13 protein-coding genes are annotated in these 16,573 nt (G+C 71.8%); 1 reads left to right on the plus strand and 12 read right to left on the minus strand.

The window, feature by feature from the left end; all coding sequences use genetic code 11:
• Positions 1-148 precede the first annotated feature (148 nt).
• The 10 genes from AC07DW_RS18280 to AC07DW_RS18325 all read right to left on the minus strand — a co-directional run bounded on the left by AC07DW_RS18280 (position 149) and on the right by AC07DW_RS18325 (position 13,332).
• Positions 149-2,227 carry a phosphocholine-specific phospholipase C gene (locus AC07DW_RS18280; protein ID WP_478858669.1) on the minus strand — a complete coding sequence of 693 codons (2,079 nt, stop codon included), beginning with the start codon at positions 2,225-2,227 and terminating at the stop codon, positions 149-151.
• Positions 2,228-2,634: 407 nt separating this feature from the next.
• The gene (gatB, locus tag AC07DW_RS18285) at positions 2,635-4,146 is read right to left on the minus strand and encodes an Asp-tRNA(Asn)/Glu-tRNA(Gln) amidotransferase subunit GatB (protein ID WP_478858670.1); all 1,512 of its coding nucleotides are present in this window, start codon (positions 4,144-4,146) and stop codon (positions 2,635-2,637) included.
• Between the two features lie 15 nt (positions 4,147-4,161).
• Positions 4,162-4,401 carry a hypothetical protein gene (locus AC07DW_RS18290; RefSeq protein ID WP_478858671.1) on the minus strand — a complete coding sequence of 80 codons (240 nt, stop codon included), beginning with the start codon at positions 4,399-4,401 and terminating at the stop codon, positions 4,162-4,164.
• Positions 4,398-5,909: an Asp-tRNA(Asn)/Glu-tRNA(Gln) amidotransferase subunit GatA gene (gene gatA / locus AC07DW_RS18295; protein ID WP_478858672.1), complete on the minus strand. Its 1,512-nt coding sequence runs from the start codon at positions 5,907-5,909 to the stop codon at positions 4,398-4,400. The genes AC07DW_RS18290 and gatA overlap by 4 nt, the downstream gene beginning before the upstream one ends.
• 1 nt (position 5,910) lies before the next feature.
• Complete coding sequence (gene gatC, locus AC07DW_RS18300) at positions 5,911-6,207, minus strand: Asp-tRNA(Asn)/Glu-tRNA(Gln) amidotransferase subunit GatC (protein WP_016642027.1); 297 nt, start codon at positions 6,205-6,207, stop codon at positions 5,911-5,913.
• Positions 6,208-6,510: 303 nt separating this feature from the next.
• On the minus strand, positions 6,511-8,637 hold the full coding sequence (locus tag AC07DW_RS18305) for a putative bifunctional diguanylate cyclase/phosphodiesterase (RefSeq protein WP_478858673.1): 2,127 nt from the start codon (positions 8,635-8,637) through the stop codon (positions 6,511-6,513).
• 226 nt (positions 8,638-8,863) lie between these two features.
• Positions 8,864-11,053, minus strand: coding sequence for an NAD-dependent DNA ligase LigA (gene ligA / locus AC07DW_RS18310; RefSeq protein ID WP_478858674.1), 2,190 nt, complete (start codon positions 11,051-11,053; stop codon positions 8,864-8,866).
• Between the two features lie 17 nt (positions 11,054-11,070).
• Positions 11,071-12,078 carry a methionine synthase gene (locus AC07DW_RS18315; RefSeq protein ID WP_478858675.1) on the minus strand — a complete coding sequence of 336 codons (1,008 nt, stop codon included), beginning with the start codon at positions 12,076-12,078 and terminating at the stop codon, positions 11,071-11,073.
• Positions 12,075-12,773 (minus strand): SDR family oxidoreductase, encoded by a 699-nt coding sequence (locus AC07DW_RS18320; protein WP_478858676.1) that lies wholly within the window; start codon positions 12,771-12,773, stop codon positions 12,075-12,077. Before AC07DW_RS18320 ends, AC07DW_RS18315 begins: the two co-directional genes overlap by 4 nt.
• A gap of 19 nt (positions 12,774-12,792) precedes the next feature.
• Positions 12,793-13,332, minus strand: coding sequence for an LOG family protein (locus AC07DW_RS18325; RefSeq protein ID WP_478858677.1), 540 nt, complete (start codon positions 13,330-13,332; stop codon positions 12,793-12,795).
• A gap of 50 nt (positions 13,333-13,382) precedes the next feature.
• Here AC07DW_RS18325 and AC07DW_RS18330 point away from each other — a divergent pair, with 50 nt between their 5' ends.
• Positions 13,383-13,703: a DUF427 domain-containing protein gene (locus AC07DW_RS18330; RefSeq protein ID WP_478858678.1), complete on the plus strand. Its 321-nt coding sequence runs from the start codon at positions 13,383-13,385 to the stop codon at positions 13,701-13,703.
• A 602-nt stretch (positions 13,704-14,305) separates the two neighbouring features.
• On the opposite strand, the gene AC07DW_RS18335 is transcribed toward AC07DW_RS18330, so the two are convergent.
• Together AC07DW_RS18335 and AC07DW_RS18340 are read right to left on the minus strand one after the other, a co-directional pair.
• Positions 14,306-16,102 carry an alpha/beta hydrolase gene (locus tag AC07DW_RS18335; protein WP_478858679.1) on the minus strand — a complete coding sequence of 599 codons (1,797 nt, stop codon included), beginning with the start codon at positions 16,100-16,102 and terminating at the stop codon, positions 14,306-14,308.
• Positions 16,099-16,494, minus strand: coding sequence for a hypothetical protein (locus AC07DW_RS18340; RefSeq protein WP_478858680.1), 396 nt, complete (start codon positions 16,492-16,494; stop codon positions 16,099-16,101). The genes AC07DW_RS18335 and AC07DW_RS18340 overlap by 4 nt, the downstream gene beginning before the upstream one ends.
• Positions 16,495-16,573: the final 79 nt, after the last annotated feature.

Here is a 16,573-nt window from a genome sequence, read left to right on the forward strand (position 1 = left end):
ATTCCCGTGAAGAACACATGACCTACGTGCCGCCACTCTGGCAGCCCAAAGAGATCCTTTGTCCGTTTCGTGGCGATACTCACAGCGGTACGGACACGGTGCGCGGAAGCTCGGGCCAGGGCTCGGGCTCCCGCGCACCCGCGGCGGCTCAGCCGGAGACGCTGGGGCGCCCGTTCTCGATGTGGCCCATCAGCCGGCGGCGAAAGCCGTCGGGACCGGTGACCTCCAGGTCGTACCAGCCGTGCGCGTCCGCGGCGGAGTACGCCACCGTGCGGCTGCGGCCGGCCTCGACCGTCACCTCCCGGGTGCGGCCGGCGGGGTCGGCCCCGGCGATGTAGCCGAGGGGCCGGACGGTGAAGGTGGCCGGGCCGTCCTCGCCGGCCGCCAGCGTGAGGTGCAGGTCGCGCCGGTGCGGATCGATGCGGGAGGCCACCTGGGCGCCGCCCGCCGCCCGGCCGGCGAACTCGCGGCGGAAGCCGTTCGGGCCGGTGATCGTGAAGCGGTACGCGTCGCCGGTGAGGGGCACCCTCCAGTGGGCGGTGCCCCTTACGTCCAGGTGCTGGGGGGCGGCGAACTCGCCGGCGTACGGGTACAGCGCGAAGGGCGCGTGCGCCGTGCCGGTGTTGCTGAGGATGACGGTCACGGCGCCCTCCCGGAGGTGCCCGTGCGCGTCGGTCTGGTAGGGCAGGGGCCGCGCGGGCCGGGTTCCGGGCTCCTGGACGGGCATGCTCTGCACCCGCGGCGGCTGCGGGCGCCAGCGGCCGGTGAACGGCGGGACGGCGGCGGGACGCTCCACCCGCGGCTGCGAGCGGCCGCGCCGGAAGTCGAACGCCGATGTCAGGTCGCCGGTGACCCGGCGCCGCCACGGCGTGATGTTGGGCTCCCGGACACCGGTCCAGGTCTCCAGGAAGCGGATCACCGAGGTGTGGTCGAAGACCTCGGAGCAGACGTAGCCGCCGACGGTCCACGGCGAGACGACGAGCAGCGGCACACGGATCCCCAGCCCCGTGGGCAGCCCCTTCCACCGCTCGTCGGTGTCGGCGGCGGGCGGCACCGGCGGCGGGACGTGGTCGAAGAAGCCGTCGTTCTCGTCGTAGTTGATCAGGACGACGGTGTGCCGCCAGACGTCGGGGTGCGAGCCCAGGGCATCCAGCACCTTGTAGACCAGGGTGGCCGAGGCGATCGGGGAGGACGCTCCGGGGTGCTCGGAGTCGATAGCGGAGGGCACGAGGTACGAGACCTCGGGCAGGGTCCCGGCGGCGACGTCCGCCCGGAAGGCGTCGGCGAGGGTGCCCGACTCGACCCGGCGCAGGCCCCGCTCGAACAGCGAGCGCTCCTGGCCGGTGAGCGTGGCGACCCCGTCCTCCAGGGCGGCGAGGAGCCGGGCCCGCTCGGCGGCGTCCGCGGTGTCGCGGACGGCCGCGTAGAAGGACTCCATGTAGGTGTGGCCGCCGGTCCTGGCCAGGGCCTTGCGGGCGATGTGCTTGAAGCTGGTGAAGAACTCGATGTTGTTGTCGGTGAAGTTCTCCCACTCCGTGTAGGTCTTCCACGTCCGGCCCGCCCGCTCCAGGCGCTCGGCGTAGGTCGGCCACGGGTAGCCGGGGTGGGTGCCCTCCGCGTACGCGGCGTTGGTGACGGCACGGCTGCCGTCGGCCTCGTACCCGGTCCAGCCGCTCCACAGGTGGTTGCGGTTGGGGCTGGTGGAGGTGTGGATCGACGAGTGGTAGGCGTCGCAGACGGTGAACGTGTCCGCCAGCTCGTAGTGCAGCGGGAGGTCGCGGCGGTCGTAGTACGCCATGGTCGCGGCCGTCTTCGCGGAGACCCAGCCGTCCATCCAGCCGTCGCGCCAGGCCTTGGCGCCGCCGCCCCAGGAGTGGTCGAGGTCGCCGATGTACTGGAGGTCCTTCTTCTGCGCCTCGGCGGCGTCACGGACCGGGAAGGGCAGGACGGTGCGGCCGAGCGGCCCGGGCTGCTCGAACACCGGCCTGCCGGAGGGCAGTTCCACGGCGTTGCGGTCGCCGAACCCGCGTACGCCGCGCAGAGTGCCGAAGTAGTGGTCGAAGGAACGATTCTCCTGCATCAGGACCACCACGTGCCTGACCGCCCGCAGCCCTCCGGCGGGCGGAGCGGCGGCCATCGCCGCCCGCAGCGAGGGTGGCAGCAGCGATCCGGCCGCGGCGGCGCCCAGAGCGCCTCCACCCAGCGCGAGCATCCTTCGGCGCGACATGTCCTGCTGCCGCGAAGTGTCCGGTGACAAGCTCGACCTCCCGTCGACGTCCCAATGGTTCGCCTGCGATCCATTGGGTGGTACGGCGGGACGGTAATGAGAGCGGGTGTCGACGGAAAGACCTCGCGACGACGGCGTGGTGAATGTCCAAGGGGCGGGGCGGAGAGTCCAAGCCTTCTGTCACCCTTCGCCCCGCGTGACCGGAATTGCCGGCGGGATTGTCATGGCTGGTGGACGCCAGAGGGGCATGAGCCACGGAACCGGGGGCAGAAGCACCAACGCTCCCCCCACGGGACGACTCCCGGCCCCCGCCACCCTCCCCCCCCCGGTGGCGGGAGCGCCGGTCCACGGCTCGGCCCCCGCACCCGTCCGGGTGCGGGGGCCGAGCGCTGCGGTCCGGGGCGGCGTCAGCCCTCGACGCCGAGCTTCTCCAGGATCAGTTCGCGCACGCGGGCCGCGTCCGCCTGGCCCCGGGTGGCCTTCATGACCGCACCGACCAGCGCGCCGGCCGCGGCCACCTTGCCCCCGCGGATCTTGTCCGCGATGGCGGCGTTGGCGGCGATCGCCTCGTCCACGGCCGTACCCAGCGCGCCCTCGTCGGAGACGACCTTCAGGCCGCGCTTCTCCACGACCGTGTCCGGGTCGCCCTCGCCGGCGAGGACGCCCTCGATGACCTGGCGGGCCAGCTTGTCGTTGAGGTCGCCGGACGCGACGAGCTCGGTCACCCGGGCCACCTGCGCCGGGGTGATGGGCAGCGCGTCGAGCGACGTACCCGACTCGTTGGCGTTGCGGGCCAGCTCGCCCATCCACCACTTGCGGGCCTGGTCGGCCGGGGCGCCCGCCTCGGTGGTGGCGACGATCAGGTCGACCGCGCCCGCGTTGAGGATGGACTGCATGTCGTGCTCGGAGACGCCCCACTCCTCGCGCAGCCGGTTGCGGCGCACGCGCGGCAGCTCGGGCAGCTGCTGACGCAGCTCCTCGACCCACTCGCGGGACGGGGCCACGGGGACGAGGTCGGGCTCCGGGAAGTACCGGTAGTCCTCGGCCTCCTCCTTCACCCGGCCGGACGTGGTGGAGCCGTCGTCCTCGTGGAAGTGACGGGTCTCCTGGATGATCGTGCCGCCCGCGTTCAGCACGCCCGCGTGGCGGCTGATCTCGTACCGCACGGCCCGCTCCACCGACCGGAGCGAGTTGACGTTCTTCGTCTCCGAACGCGTACCGAACTTCTCGGTGCCGTGCGGGCGCAGCGACAGGTTCACGTCGCAGCGCATCTGGCCCATCTCCATGCGGGCCTCGGAGACGCCGAGCGCCCTGATGAGCTCGCGCAGCTCGGCCACGTACGCCTTGGCGACCTCGGGGGCGCGCTCACCGGCGCCGGTGATCGGCTTGGTGACGATCTCGATCAGCGGGATGCCGGCCCGGTTGTAGTCCAGCAGCGAGTGCGAGGCACCGTGGATCCGGCCGGTGGCACCGCCCACGTGGGTGGACTTGCCGGTGTCCTCCTCCATGTGGGCGCGCTCGATCTCCACGCGGAAGACCTCGCCGTCCTCCAGCTGGACGTCCAGATAGCCGTTGAAGGCGATCGGCTCGTCGTACTGCGAGGTCTGGAAGTTCTTCGGCATGTCCGGATAGAAGTAGTTCTTCCGGGCGAAACGGCACCACTCGGCGATCTCGCAGTTGAGCGCGAGGCCGATCTTGATGGCGGACTCGACGCCGACCGCGTTGACGACCGGGAGCGAGCCGGGCATGCCGAGGCAGGTGGGGCAGGTCTGCGAGTTGGGCTCGGCGCCCAGCTCGGTCGAACACCCGCAGAACATCTTGGTCTTGGTGCCGAGCTCGACGTGCACCTCGAGCCCCATGACGGGGTCGTAGGCGGCGAGGGCGTCCTCGTACGACACCAGCTCAGTGATGACGGTCACGGAAAACTTTCCCTCTCAGCCGAACAGGACGTCGTCGTCACCGACGCGCTTCAGCTCGCGCACCAGGATGGCGAGGCCGGTCGCGATGGCGGCGGCGGACACGACGGCGTCGATCAGCAACAGCGTGTCGCTCTCGCCACGCGCCTTGCGCGCCTGCTTGAACACGCTGAGCACGCCGAAGGCGGTGGTGCCGATGGACAGATACGTTCCGGCGCGGGACTTCTTGAAGCCCTTGGCCTTGGTCAGTGTGCTCACAGCGAGGGAGCCTCCTCCAGCAGCGGGTGGCCCCAGCGTGCCACGAAGGCGGCCTCGACGGCCGCGCCGACCTTGTACAGCCGGTCGTCCTTCATGGCGGGGGCGATGATCTGCAGACCGACCGGCAGGCCGTCCTCGGGGGCCAGGCCGCAGGGCAGCGACATGGCGGCGTTGCCGGCCAGGTTGGTCGGGATGGTGCAGAGGTCGGCGAGGTACATCGCCATCGGGTCGTCGGCACGCTCGCCGATCGGGAAGGCGGTGGTCGGCGTCGTCGGCGAGACGATCACGTCGACCTGCTCGAAGGCCTTCTCGAAGTCACGCGTGATCAGCGTCCGCACCTTCTGCGCGCTGCCGTAGTACGCGTCGTAGTAGCCGGAGCTGAGCGCGTACGTGCCGAGCATGATCCGCCGCTTGACCTCGTCGCCGAAGCCGGCCTCACGGGTGAGCGCGGTGACGTCCTCGGCGGACTTCGTGCCGTCGTCGCCGACCCGCAGGCCGTAACGCAGGCCGTCGAACCGGGCGAGGTTGGAGGAGCACTCCGACGGGGCGATCAGGTAGTACGCCGACAGCGCCAGGTCGAAGGACGGGCAGTCCAGCTCGACGATCTCGGCGCCCAGCTCCTTCAGCAGCCCGACGGACTCGTCGAACCGCTGGACGACTCCTGCCTGGTAGCCCTCGCCGCGGAACTGCTTGACGACACCCACGCGCATGCCCCGCACCGAGCCGTTGCGCGCGGCCTCGACGACCGGCGGTACCGGCGCGTCGATGGACGTCGAGTCCATCGGGTCGTGGCCCGCGATGGCCTCGTGCAGCAGCGCCGCGTCCAGCACGGTCCGCGCACAGGGCCCGCCCTGGTCGAGGCTGCTGGAGAACGCCACCATGCCGTAGCGGGAGACACCGCCGTACGTCGGCTTGACGCCCACCGTGCCGGTGACGGAGGCGGGCTGGCGGATGGAGCCGCCGGTGTCGGTGCCGATGGCGAGCGGCGCCTCGTAGGAGGCGAGCGCCGCGCTGGAGCCGCCTCCCGACCCGCCCGGGATCCGGGTCAGGTCCCACGGGTTGCCGGTCGGGCCGTAGGCGCTGTTCTCGGTCGACGACCCCATGGCGAACTCGTCCATGTTGGTCTTGCCGAGGATGACGACGTCGGCGTCGCGCAGCTTCCGCACGAGCGTCGCGTCGTAGGGCGGGATCCAGCCCTCCAGGATCTTCGAACCGACGGTCGTCGGCATGTCCCGGGTGGTGAAGATGTCCTTGAGCGCGAGCGGTACGCCCGCGAGCGGGCCGAGCTTCTCGCCCTTGGCCCGCTTCTCGTCCACGGCGCGGGCCTGGGCGAGTGCGCCCTCCCGGTCGACGTGCAGGAAGGCGTGCACCTTCTCGTCGACGGCCTCGATCCGGGCCAGGTGGGCCTCGGTGACCTCGACGGCCGTGAGCTCGCCGGACGCGATCTTCTCGGCGATCTCGGCGGCGGTGAGCTTGATGCAGCTCTCGATTGTGTTCTTGGCCGTCATGTCAGTCCTCCCCCAGGATCTGCGGCACCTTGAAACGCTGCTGCTCCTGGGCGGGCGCGCCGGAGAGCGCCTGCTCGGGGGTGAGCGAGGGACGGACCTCGTCCGCGCGCATGACGTTGGTCAGCGGCAGCGGGTGGGAGGTCGGGGGTACGTCTTGGTCGGCGACCTCGGAGACGCGGGCGACCGCGCCGATGATGTCGTCGAGCTGTCCGGCGAAGTGGTCGAGCTCTTCGTCCTTCAGCTCAAGACGTGCCAGCCGGGCGAGGTGGGCGACCTCCTCGCGCGTGATGCCAGGCATGCAGCGATCCTCAGGGTGAGTGTGATGGTTTTGGCCCAATCCTATGGGGCGGGGCCCCCTGCCCGTTAAACGGTTTGCCCCGGGCGCACCGCGGAGCCGTGCGCGGCCGCCCCGCGGGGGCCGTGCGGAGGGCTGCCCGGGGCGTGCGGAGGGCCGTACCGGGCCGGGCGGGCGACGTGCGGAGGGCCGTGCGGGCGACGTGCCTGGACGTCCCCGCGGTGACCGGACGCGGCACGGGCACCCGGCGGCCGGCCGCCGGGCGGGGCGCCGCCCCCGCGCGGGTGGGGGCCCCGTCCGGCGGGGCTACTGCACCACCTGGTCGGCGTCCTGCGGGGCCGGGGGGGCCGGGGGCGGCGGCGGGAGTTCACGGGACGGGCGGTGCCAGCCCGCTTCGCCGCGGGCGCGGAGCCAGGCCGTCGTCTCGGCCGGCGGCATCGCCGCGGCGACCAGCCAGCCCTGGACCGCGTCACAGCCGAGGTCCCTCAGGCGCTCCCAGGTCTCGTCGTCCTCCACGCCCTCGGCGACCACGAGCAGGCCCAGCGAGTGGGCCAGGTCGACGGTGCAGCGGACGATCTCGGCGTCCTCGTTGTCGACGGCCAGCCGCGCCACGAACGAGCGGTCGATCTTCAGCTCGCTCACCGGCAGGCGCCTGAGGTGGACCAGCGACGAGTAGCCGGTGCCGAAGTCGTCGAGGGACATCTTCACCCCGTGCGCGGTGAGCCCGGCCAGGGTGTCGGCGGCGCGCTCCGGGTCCTCCAGCAGGACGTGTTCCGTTATCTCCAGCTGGAGGGCGCCCGGAGGCACCCCGTGGCGGGCCAGGCGCGCGGCGACCGCGCCCGCGAAGCCGGGGGTGTGGACGTCACGGGGGGAGACGTTCACGGCGACCGGGACGTACAGCCCCTGGGCGCGCCACTTGGCGACCTGGCCGAGCGCCGTCTCCAGGACGTACTCCGTGAGGTGCGGCATCAGTCCGGAGGACTCGGCGATGGCGATGAACTCGTCGGGCGGGACCTTGCCGCGCTCCGGATGCATCCAGCGCACCAGCGCCTCCAGCCCGGCGACGTGTCCGTCGAACCGGACCTTCGGCTGGTAGTGCAGCTCCACGTCGCCGGCGTCCAGGGCGCGGCGCAGGTCGCCGAGGAGGCCGAGCCGGTCGGGGGTGTTGGAGTCGCGCTTCGACTCGTACACCTCGACGCCGGTGCGGTCGCGCTTCGCCTGGTACATGGCGACGTCCGCGCGCTGGAGCAGCCCTTCCGCGTCCCGCGCGTGGTCGGGGAAGACGGCGACGCCGGCGCTGGCCTCCAGCACCAGCGTCAGCCCGTCCAGGTCGAGCGGCGAGGACAGTTCGGCGGCGAGCTGCCGGGCCACCCGCTGGGCGCTGGTGGTGGAGTCGGCGACCGGCAGGAGTACGGCGAACTCGTCGCCGCCGAGCCGGGCGGCCTCCGCGCCGCGCGGCAGCGCCAGCCGCAGCCGGTCGGCGATCTGGAGCAGCAGCCGGTCCCCCGCCAGGTGTCCGAGTGTGTCGTTCACCGACCGGAAGCGATCGAGGTCGATCAGCACCAGGGCCGCCCTGACCCCTTCGCCCTCGGCCTCCTCCAGCGCGGACCAGGTGCGTTCCAGCAGCCACTGGCGGTTGGGCAGTCCGGTCAGCGGGTCGCGCAGTTGTTCCTCCGCCCGCGCGCGGGCGATCCAGAGAGTGGAGTCCAGGGCGATCAGCGGCACGGCGAACAGCGGCAGCATGACCGGCAGCGAGACGGCGACGACGCAGATCAGCGGCGCGATGCCGAGCAGCGCGACCGCCACGAGCCCCTGCCGCAGCAGCGCCGTCCGGGCGGCGGTGGGCAGCCCGGCGCTCTGCGGGGCGAGCGTGTACCACAGCAGCAGGCGGGTCACCACCAGATACGCGGCGGCCGCCAGCGCGACCTCCGGCACGTCCCCGATCCCCCATTCGAGGGGCCGCCACGGCTGTTCGACCGTCGGTACGTCCCCGAACGCGGCGAGGACGAGGGCCGCCGCCCCGATGCCGAGGATGTCCGCCGCGCCGTGCAGCAGGCCCTGCCGCCAGCGGTGCCGCCGCGCCGCGCCGACCAGGACGACGACGGCGAGGCTGACCAGTCCGGCCGGCACCCAGCCGTACAGCAGCAGGACGGCCAGGGTCAGCGCGGCGCCCGAGCCCGTGCCGCCCCACCAGCGGTCGCGGCCGAGCGCGACGAGGTGGCCGACGATGATGCCGGTGAGCACGGCGAGCGACCAGCCGGCCGTGGAGCCGGGGAAGAGGGCGTGGCCGCCGCTCACGGCACCGTACAGACCGGCCGCGAGGACGAGGGCGGCGACGGCCACGACGACGTTCGGGAGCCTGGAGGCGATGCCCGCGCGGGCCGCGTACGCCCGCGGCCGTGAGACCGGGGCGGCACTCTCGGTCGGTTTCATTCCGTCCCTCTCACAGCCGGCGGTGCCGTTGCCACGCGTTGGCCCGTAGCCACGTCGGCACGGCCGGATCCAACCCCCCGGCCGGGCACGACGGGCGCCGTCTCAACAGTAGGCCGCTGAGGGCTTCGACGGGCAGCGCTCTACTGGTCTTGCCCGAATGCGACCCGGCCACCCTTATCCATCTGGTATGCGCTGAACGGGTGACCTTTTTCGGGCGTTCCCCGGCCTACTGTTCGAGCGGAACGGCCACCTCGCGCGCCGCGTCCGCACCCTGTTCGAGCAGCACACGGAAGCCGTCCTCGTTCAGGACCGGAACCTTCAACTGCATCGCCTTGTCGTATTTGGAACCGGGGTTGTCACCGACAACTACGAAAGCGGTCTTCTTCGAAACGGAACCGGTCACTTTCGCTCCGCGGCTCTGGAGGGCCTCTTTTGCGCCATCCCTGGTGTGGTCCTGGAGGGTGCCGGTCACCACGACCGTCAGCCCCTCCAGCGGACGCGGCCCCTCCTCCTCTCCCGAGCTCTCCTCCTCCATCCGTACCCCGGCCGCCCGCCACTTGCGCAGGATCTCCCGGTGCCAGTCCACCTCGAACCACTGCTTGAGGGAGGCCGCGATGGTGGGGCCCACCCCCTCGACGGCCGCCAGCTCCTCCTCGCCCGCCTGCTCGATCCGGTCGATCGAACGGAACTCGCGCGCCAGCGCCTCCGCCGCCACCGGCCCGACGTGACGGATCGACAGCCCGGTGATGATCCGGGCCAGCGGCCTCTCCTTGGCCGCCGCGATGTTCTCCAGCATCGCCAGCGCGTTCTTGCGCGGCTCGCCCTGCTGGTTGGCGAAGATCGTGACGATCTTCTCCTCGCCCGTCTTAGGGTCACGCTTGGGCAGACCGCTGTCCTGGTCGAGGACGTACGCCTTGATGGGCAGCAACTGCTCGATGGTCAGGTCGAACAGGTCGCCCTCGTCCACCAGCGGCGCCTCGGCGGGCTCCAGGGGCTTGGTCAGCGCGGCCGCCGCCACATAGCCGAAGTTCTCGATGTCCAGGCACTTGCGCCCGGCGAGGTAGAAGAGCCGCTCACGCAGCTGTGCGGGGCAGGTACGGCCGTTCGGGCAGCGGAGGTCGACGTCGCCCTCCTTCATCGGCCGCAGTGGCGTCCCGCACTCGGGGCACTCGGCGGGCATGACGAACTCCCGCTCCGTGCCGTCCCGCAGGTCGGCGACCGGCCCGAGGATCTCCGGGATCACGTCACCGGCCTTGCGCAGCACCACCGTGTCCCCGATGAGGACGCCCTTGGCCTTCACCACGTCCTGGTTGTGCAGCGTCGCGAACTCGACCTCCGAGCCCGCCACCGTGACCGGCTCCACCTGCGCGTAGGGCGTCACCCGGCCGGTGCGGCCCACACCCACCCGGATGTTGACCAGCTTGGTGTTGACCTCCTCCGGCGCGTACTTCCACGCGATCGCCCAGCGCGGCGCCCGCGAGGTGGAGCCGAGCCGTCCCTGGAGCGGGATCTCGTCGAGCTTGACGACCACGCCGTCGATCTCGTGCTCCACCGAATGGCGGTTCTCGCCGAAGTACGCGATGAACTCCCGTACGCCGGCGATGTCGTCGACCACCTTGTTGTGCCCGGCCGTCGGCAGGCCCCACTCGCGCAGCAGCTCGTACGCCTCCGACAGCCGGCCGATCTCCAGGCCGTCGCGCGCGCCGATGCCGTGCACCACCATGTGCAGCGGCCGGGTGGCGGTCACCTTCGGGTCCTTCTGGCGCAGCGATCCGGCCGCCGCGTTGCGCGGGTTGGCGAAGGGCTTGTCACCGGCTTCCACCAGGCGGGCGTTCAGCTCCTCGAACTTCTCCATCGGGAAGTAGACCTCCCCGCGGATCTCGACGAGGTCCGGGATCCGGTCGCCCTTCAGCCGGTCGGGCACGTCCGAGATCGTGCGGACGTTCGGCGTGATGTCCTCACCCGTGCGGCCGTCGCCCCGGGTGGCCGCACGGGTCAGGCGCCCCTTCTCGTACGTCAGGTTGACGGCGAGGCCGTCGACCTTCAGCTCGCACAGGAAGTGGTACTCCGAGGTGCCGACGTCCTTGGCGACCCGGTCCGCCCAGCCGGCCAGCTCCTCGTCGTCGAAGGCGTTGTCCAGCGACAGCATCCGCTCGCGGTGCTGGACGGCCGTGAACTCCGTCGCATAGGACCCCGCGACCTTCTGGGTCGGCGAGTCCGGCGTACGGAGCTCCGGGTACTCCTCCTCCAGGGCCTCCAGCGAGCGCAGCAGCCTGTCGAACTCGGCGTCGCTGACGACCGGCTGGTCCTTCACGTAGTACCGGAAGCGGTGCTCCTCGACCTGCTCGGCCAGCTGCGCGTGCTTGTCCCGTGCCTCCGCCGGCACGACGTCCTGCTGTTCGACAGCCACCGTCATTCCTCCCGTTACTGACGTCACTCAGGGTTGTCCGCGAGCGATCTCGCCGCCTTGGCGCAGTGGGCGAGCGCGGCGCGGGCGTACGCGGGTGACGCACCCGCCAGCCCGCACGACGGGGTGATCACCAGCGACTCGGCGAGAGTCCCCGGATTCAGCCCCAGCCTGCGCCACAGCGTCCTGACACCCATGACGCTACCGGCAGGGTCTGACAATGGAACGTCGGTCGACTCGACGACGCCCACCAACAGCCTCGTGCCTCCCTCGACCGCTTCCCCGATCTGCTCCTCGTCACGCTCGGTGAGCAAGCCGAAATCGAACGAGATGCCCTCCGCACCGGCGCGCCGCAGCAGCGCGAACGGCACGTCCGGGGCGCACGAGTGCACGATCACCGGCCCGTGGCCCTCGTTCACCGCGACGACGTCCCGCAGCGTGCCCTCCACGAGCTGCCGGTCCACCGCCCGGTACGTGCGGTAGCCGCTCGCGGTCCGCACCTGCCCGCGCAGTACGGCGGTGAGGGACGGCTCGTCGAGCTGGAGCGCCACCCGCGCGCCCGGCACCCGGCGCCGCACCTCCGCGAGGTGGGCGCGCAGCCCCTCCGCCAGCGAGGCCGCCAGGTCCCGGGTGGCGCCCGGGTCGCCGAGGGCCGCCTCGCCACCGCGCAGCTCCAGCGCGGCGGCCAGCGTCCAGGGCCCCACGGCCTGGACCTTCAGCAGCCCCTCGTACCCCTGGGTGTACTCCTCCAGGGCGTCGAGGTCCTCCCTCATCCACGACCGGGCCCGACGGGTGTCGCGGCCCGGCCGGTCGCTGATCCGCCAGCCGCTCGGCTCCACGTGCGCGTACATCTCCACGAGCAGCCCGATGGTCCGCCCGATCATGTCGGCGCCCGGGCCGCGCGCGGGCAGCTCGGCGAGGTACGGGAAGTCCTCGAAGCTGCCGGTGACGGTCCTGGCGGCCTCCCGCGCGTCGCCGCCCGGCATGGATCCGATCCCGGTGGCCGGGCCCCAGCTGAAGTCGTCGTCGCTCATCGTCCGGGCCGCACCGTCAGGTCGTTGATCTCCGCGTCGCGCGGCAGGTCGATGGCCGTCAGGATCGCCGTGGCGACCGACTCCGGGTCGATCCAGCGGGAGGCGTCGTACTCCTTGCCCTCCTGCTGGTGCACCTTGGCCTGCATGGGGCTGGCCGTGCGGCCCGGGTACACGGACGTCACGCGCACTCCGGCCGCGTGCTCCTCGTGGCGCAGCGAGTCGGCCAGCGCCTTGAGGCCGTGCTTGGAGGCGGCGTACGCCGACCATTCGGCGTGCGCGTTCAGCCCGGCGCCGGAGTTGACGAACACCACGTGCCCCTGGGAGACCCGCAGCTGCGGCAGGACGAGGCGGGTCAGTTCGGCGGGGGCGATGAGGTTGACCTCCAGCTGGCTCCGCCACGCCTTGGTGGTGAGGTCGCCGACCCGCCCGAGGTCGACGACGCCCGCGACGTGCAGCAGCGAGTCGAGCCGGTCGGGCAGGGTCTGGTGGGAGAAGGCCCAGGAGAGCCGGTCGGGATTGGCGAGGTCGCCGACGAGGGTGCGGGCACCCGGGTAGGTGCCGGCCAGTTCCTTCGCGCGCCCGGCGTCACGGGCCAGCAGGACGAGTTCGTCGCCCCGCTCGTGCAGGCGGCGGGCGACGGCCGCGCCGATGCCGGAACCCGCCCCGGTGATCATGTGTGTAGCCATACGGGCCATGCTCGCATCCGGACGGCGGCTACCGGATCCCGGCGCTCTCCTCCAGGTAGGCGAGGGCCGACACCCCGTCCTCCGCGAAGAACACCAGGTCGGTGAGCGGCAGGGGCAGGAACCCCTCGGCCTCCATGCGCCGGAACTGCTCCTTGAGCCCGTCGTAGAAGCCGGCCGCGTTGAGCAGCACCACGGGCTTGGTGTGCTTGCCGTGCTTCTTCAGCTCCAGGATCTCGGTGGCCTCGTCGAGGGTGCCGGTACCGCCCACCATGATCACCACGGCGTCGGACCTGGCCAGCATCAGTGCCTTCCGCTCGGCGAGGTCCCGGGCGAACACCATCTCGTCGGCACCGGCCCGCGCCTTGGCGGCCAGGAAGTCCACGGACACGCCGACGAGCCGCCCGCCCGCCTTCTCCACGCCGTCCGCCACGACCTTCATCAGACCGGTGTCGCTGCCGCCCCACACCAGGCAGTGGCCCCCCTTGCCGAGCAGCTCGGCGAACTCGCGGGCGGGGACGGTGTACCGCTCGTCGAGGTCGGCGGCGGAGAGGAAGACACAGATGTTCATGGCTCAACCGTACGGGGAATCGCCCACGCGGCCCGCCCGTTGTACCGGCCATGACGGGACACCGCATCACCATCGAGCAGGGCACCGACCACGTACGCGTCGTGCACGACGGGCACCTGATCGCCGAGAGCCGGCGGCCGCTCGTGCTGCGCGAGACGGGCTGCCCCGTGCGCTACTACCTGCCCGCCGAGGACGTCCGCACGGAGCTGCTGTCGGCGTCCGACACCCACACGTACTGCCCGTTCAAGGGAACCGCGTCCTACTGGTCCCTGCCCGGGACGAAGGACGCGGTATGGGCCTACCCCGACCCCAAGCCGGAGGTCGCCGAGATCAGGAACCACCTCTGCTTCTACGGGACGCAGGTGGTGTGACGGCGACCCGCGAACTCACCGCGCCGCCGGCCTGGAGGACGGGAGGGGCGCCTCGGCGGACCAGAACGCGGAACGGACGTTGGGGGTGGGGATCTGCCCCGGCGGGTAGGCGGGGCCGTTGGGTTCCGATGTGGGCGGGGCGACGTCGGACTTGTGTACGCAGGGGGTTGCGACTTCGAAGAAGGCTTGGCCCTTGTAGCCGAATACCAGGCTGATCCCGAATCCCTCCGGAGACCGGGCGTACATTCTGGGGCGCTCCTTACTGGGATGCACAGTCGTGATCTCGTAACCGCTCGCCCTCCAGAATTGCTGAATTACGCCAAGGAAGTTACCTCTCCGCTCGGCGGAGATAACGGTTGTCACCGTGCGACGGCGCGACACATCGCAGCTACCAGCCGTCGTCGTGTCATGGGCCCACTGAATTGCCGGCACGACCGCGCTTATTGTCGCGTCCAGCATCGCGTCCGCACGTTCCGCCGCACCCTGCATGTCCATTCCGGTCGGTCCCATTCCTCGTTCCATGCTCGGAGACGTGCATGCCCCCAAGAGGACACCTGACATGACGATCGCGAATGACATCCGGATTACCCCGCCGACTCGCTTCACCGGTGCTCCTCCCTAACAACATCCTGGGGCCGACCTGCAACGATCGTGGCGATGTTGTCTGCGGACACTTGGTCCTTCTTGGGAGTGAAGTACTGGGAATGTGCATTCATCAGCCCCAGCTCCACCCCTTCCTGCGCACTGACGCCCATAAACGGGGGCCCAGGATCCACCTTGAAGCGCTGGGCGCCGAAGGCCGCACTCGCCGGGTCCTTGCCGAAGTAGTTGTCGTCGTTCCCCCGGTCGAAGACGTCGCCGTAGAGGAGCGATCCGACCGGACCGGCGAAAGCCATTTCGCCCTTCGTCGGGGCCCTGGTGACCAGGTCGTTGTCGGCCGCGCCGACGAAGACGTGGCTTCCGTCGACACCGAGGTCGTCCGCCTTGTCCACCCCCACGCCAGGGCTGCCGAGCAGGATGACGTCGTCGACGCCCGGGATGCCGCCGGACTGTTTGGCCGCCGTGCCCACGGTGTACGAGCCGTAGGAGTGGCCGATGGCCGTCAGGTGAGGGTCCTGGTTGGTGTTCGTCGCCTCAAGTCCCGCCATGAACCGGTTGTACGCGGGGGCTCCCCGTTCCGCGTCGCCGGCCGCCGCGACGTCGGCGAGCTGAGGGGCGTCGTAGCCCAGCCAGATGACGGACGCGCTGGACGGATCCACCCTTCGGGCCCCGAGCGCGGTGTCCTCGGCGCGCTTCATCGTGTCGTCGACGAACTCGCCGTTCAGCTTCGTGCCCAGGCCCGGCACGTACGCCGACACGTTCCGCGCGGTGTCGGGGTTGCCGTAGGAGATGATCGCGCGGCCGTTGCCCTCGTCGCCGATGCCCAGCAGGTACATGGGAGGGACGCTCGGCTCCCGGAGTTTGTCCTGGATCATGCGCAGCGCCTCCAGCTTCGTGCGCGAGTCGTCGTCGTGCCGCCTCGACAGCTCGTCGGCGAGCAGCGGCAGGTAGGTGCGGTTCGCCTCGTCGCGTGCGGCGGCCGGGATGCCGTCGAGGCCGCCGATCAGGTCAGGGGCCACGTCGATGTACTCCCGGCGCTGCTCCTCGGGGAGGCCGTCCCACCAGGCCTTCAGCTCGGCCGGGGAGGCGTCCGCGGGGACGGCGTCGCCGAGGTGCCGGCCCGCCGCGGTGCGGACGCTCGCGGTGTCGCGGGCGGCGTCCGCGAGGGTGGCCGCGGTGACGTCGAGGCCCTTCGCCGCCTTGAGCCGGTTCAGCGTCGTGGCGTACCTGCGGTCGATCTCCGCAGCGGCCCGGACGGCTCGCGCGATGCGGTCGGCGATGGCCTGGGCCTTCTCCGCGTGCGGGTTGAGCGGCCGGACGGCCGGGGGTGGCCCGGCCAGATCCGGTGCCCGGTCCAGGGGGAGGCGCCCGTCGCCGCGGGCGTGGCCGCCCGGGGTGGGGGTCTCACCCGCAAGGGTGGCCGCGGTGGCGGGCGGGAAGCTGACGGAGCCGTCCTCGTGGACGGTGAACCGCAGTTCGGCGGCCTCCTCCAGCGCCTGCCGCAACTGCCGCTGCGGCTCCGCCAGATCGGCAGCCAGGGCGTTCAGGGTGGTCCGGACGAGACCGCACTCGGTGTGCAGGTACTGGTAGTTGCGGCTCAGCCGCCGGAGGCGGGCGAGGGCCGCCGCGGCGGACCGGCTGTCCTGGGTCTCCCGCAGCCGCGCCGCCATCAGGCGGTCCACGCGGACGCGGTCCGCACCGGACCGGGCGGACACCTCGTGCCACGCGTCGCCCGCGCCCTCCAGCGCGGCCGGCCTCAGGTCACGCAGGGCGCGCCATGTGAGGGTGGTGCCGGTCACCGGTGCCCCCCGTCCGTCCGGGCGCCGCCGAAGGAGTGCCCGACCGCCGTGTCGGTCTCGCCCAGCTCCTTGGCGACCTTCGACAGGGCGCCGGTCAGGAGCGCGCACTCGTCCCGTACGGCGGCGAGGCGTTCCTCCCAGGAGGTCAGCACGGCCCGTAACGAGGCCACGGACGCCAGCCCCGCCCCCGCGGCCCCGACGCCCTCGTGGCCGGTACCGAGCGAGCGGCGACCGCCCTCCGCCCGTACGCGCAGTTCGTCCGCGGTGCCGGACGCGCCGGTCCAGGGTCCGCCGCTGTGCTTGAGCGCGCCGGGTCCCGGCGCGAGGTCGAGCAGTTCCTGCCAGCGCTGTGTGTACGTCACGTACGCCATCCCCCGCACGTCGATGGTCACGCACAGCGACACGCTGTGCGCGCGGCGACGTTAGCGCAGGCCGCGACAGGCCCGGCACGGTCGGGGGCCGCCCGGGGCA

The sequence above is a fragment of the Streptomyces sp. NPDC045701 genome (assembly GCF_056432045.1).

Bases quoted from the DNA above. Each gene is read 5' to 3' on its own strand.
- AC07DW_RS18280 (WP_478858669.1), bottom strand. From the start codon at position 2,227: ATGTCGCGCCGAAGGATGCTCGCGCTGGGTGGAGGCGCTCTGGGCGCC.
- gatA (WP_478858672.1), bottom strand. From the start codon at position 5,909: ATGACGGCCAAGAACACAATCGAGAGCTGCATCAAGCTCACCGCCGCC.
- gatC (WP_016642027.1), bottom strand. From the start codon at position 6,207: ATGCCTGGCATCACGCGCGAGGAGGTCGCCCACCTCGCCCGGCTGGCA.
- AC07DW_RS18305 (WP_478858673.1), bottom strand. From the start codon at position 8,637: ATGAAACCGACCGAGAGTGCCGCCCCGGTCTCACGGCCGCGGGCGTAC.
- ligA (WP_478858674.1), bottom strand. From the start codon at position 11,053: ATGACGGTGGCTGTCGAACAGCAGGACGTCGTGCCGGCGGAGGCACGG.
- AC07DW_RS18315 (WP_478858675.1), bottom strand. From the start codon at position 12,078: ATGAGCGACGACGACTTCAGCTGGGGCCCGGCCACCGGGATCGGATCC.
- AC07DW_RS18320 (WP_478858676.1), bottom strand. From the start codon at position 12,773: ATGGCCCGTATGGCTACACACATGATCACCGGGGCGGGTTCCGGCATC.
- AC07DW_RS18325 (WP_478858677.1), bottom strand. From the start codon at position 13,332: ATGAACATCTGTGTCTTCCTCTCCGCCGCCGACCTCGACGAGCGGTAC.
- AC07DW_RS18330 (WP_478858678.1), top strand. From the start codon at position 13,383: ATGACGGGACACCGCATCACCATCGAGCAGGGCACCGACCACGTACGC.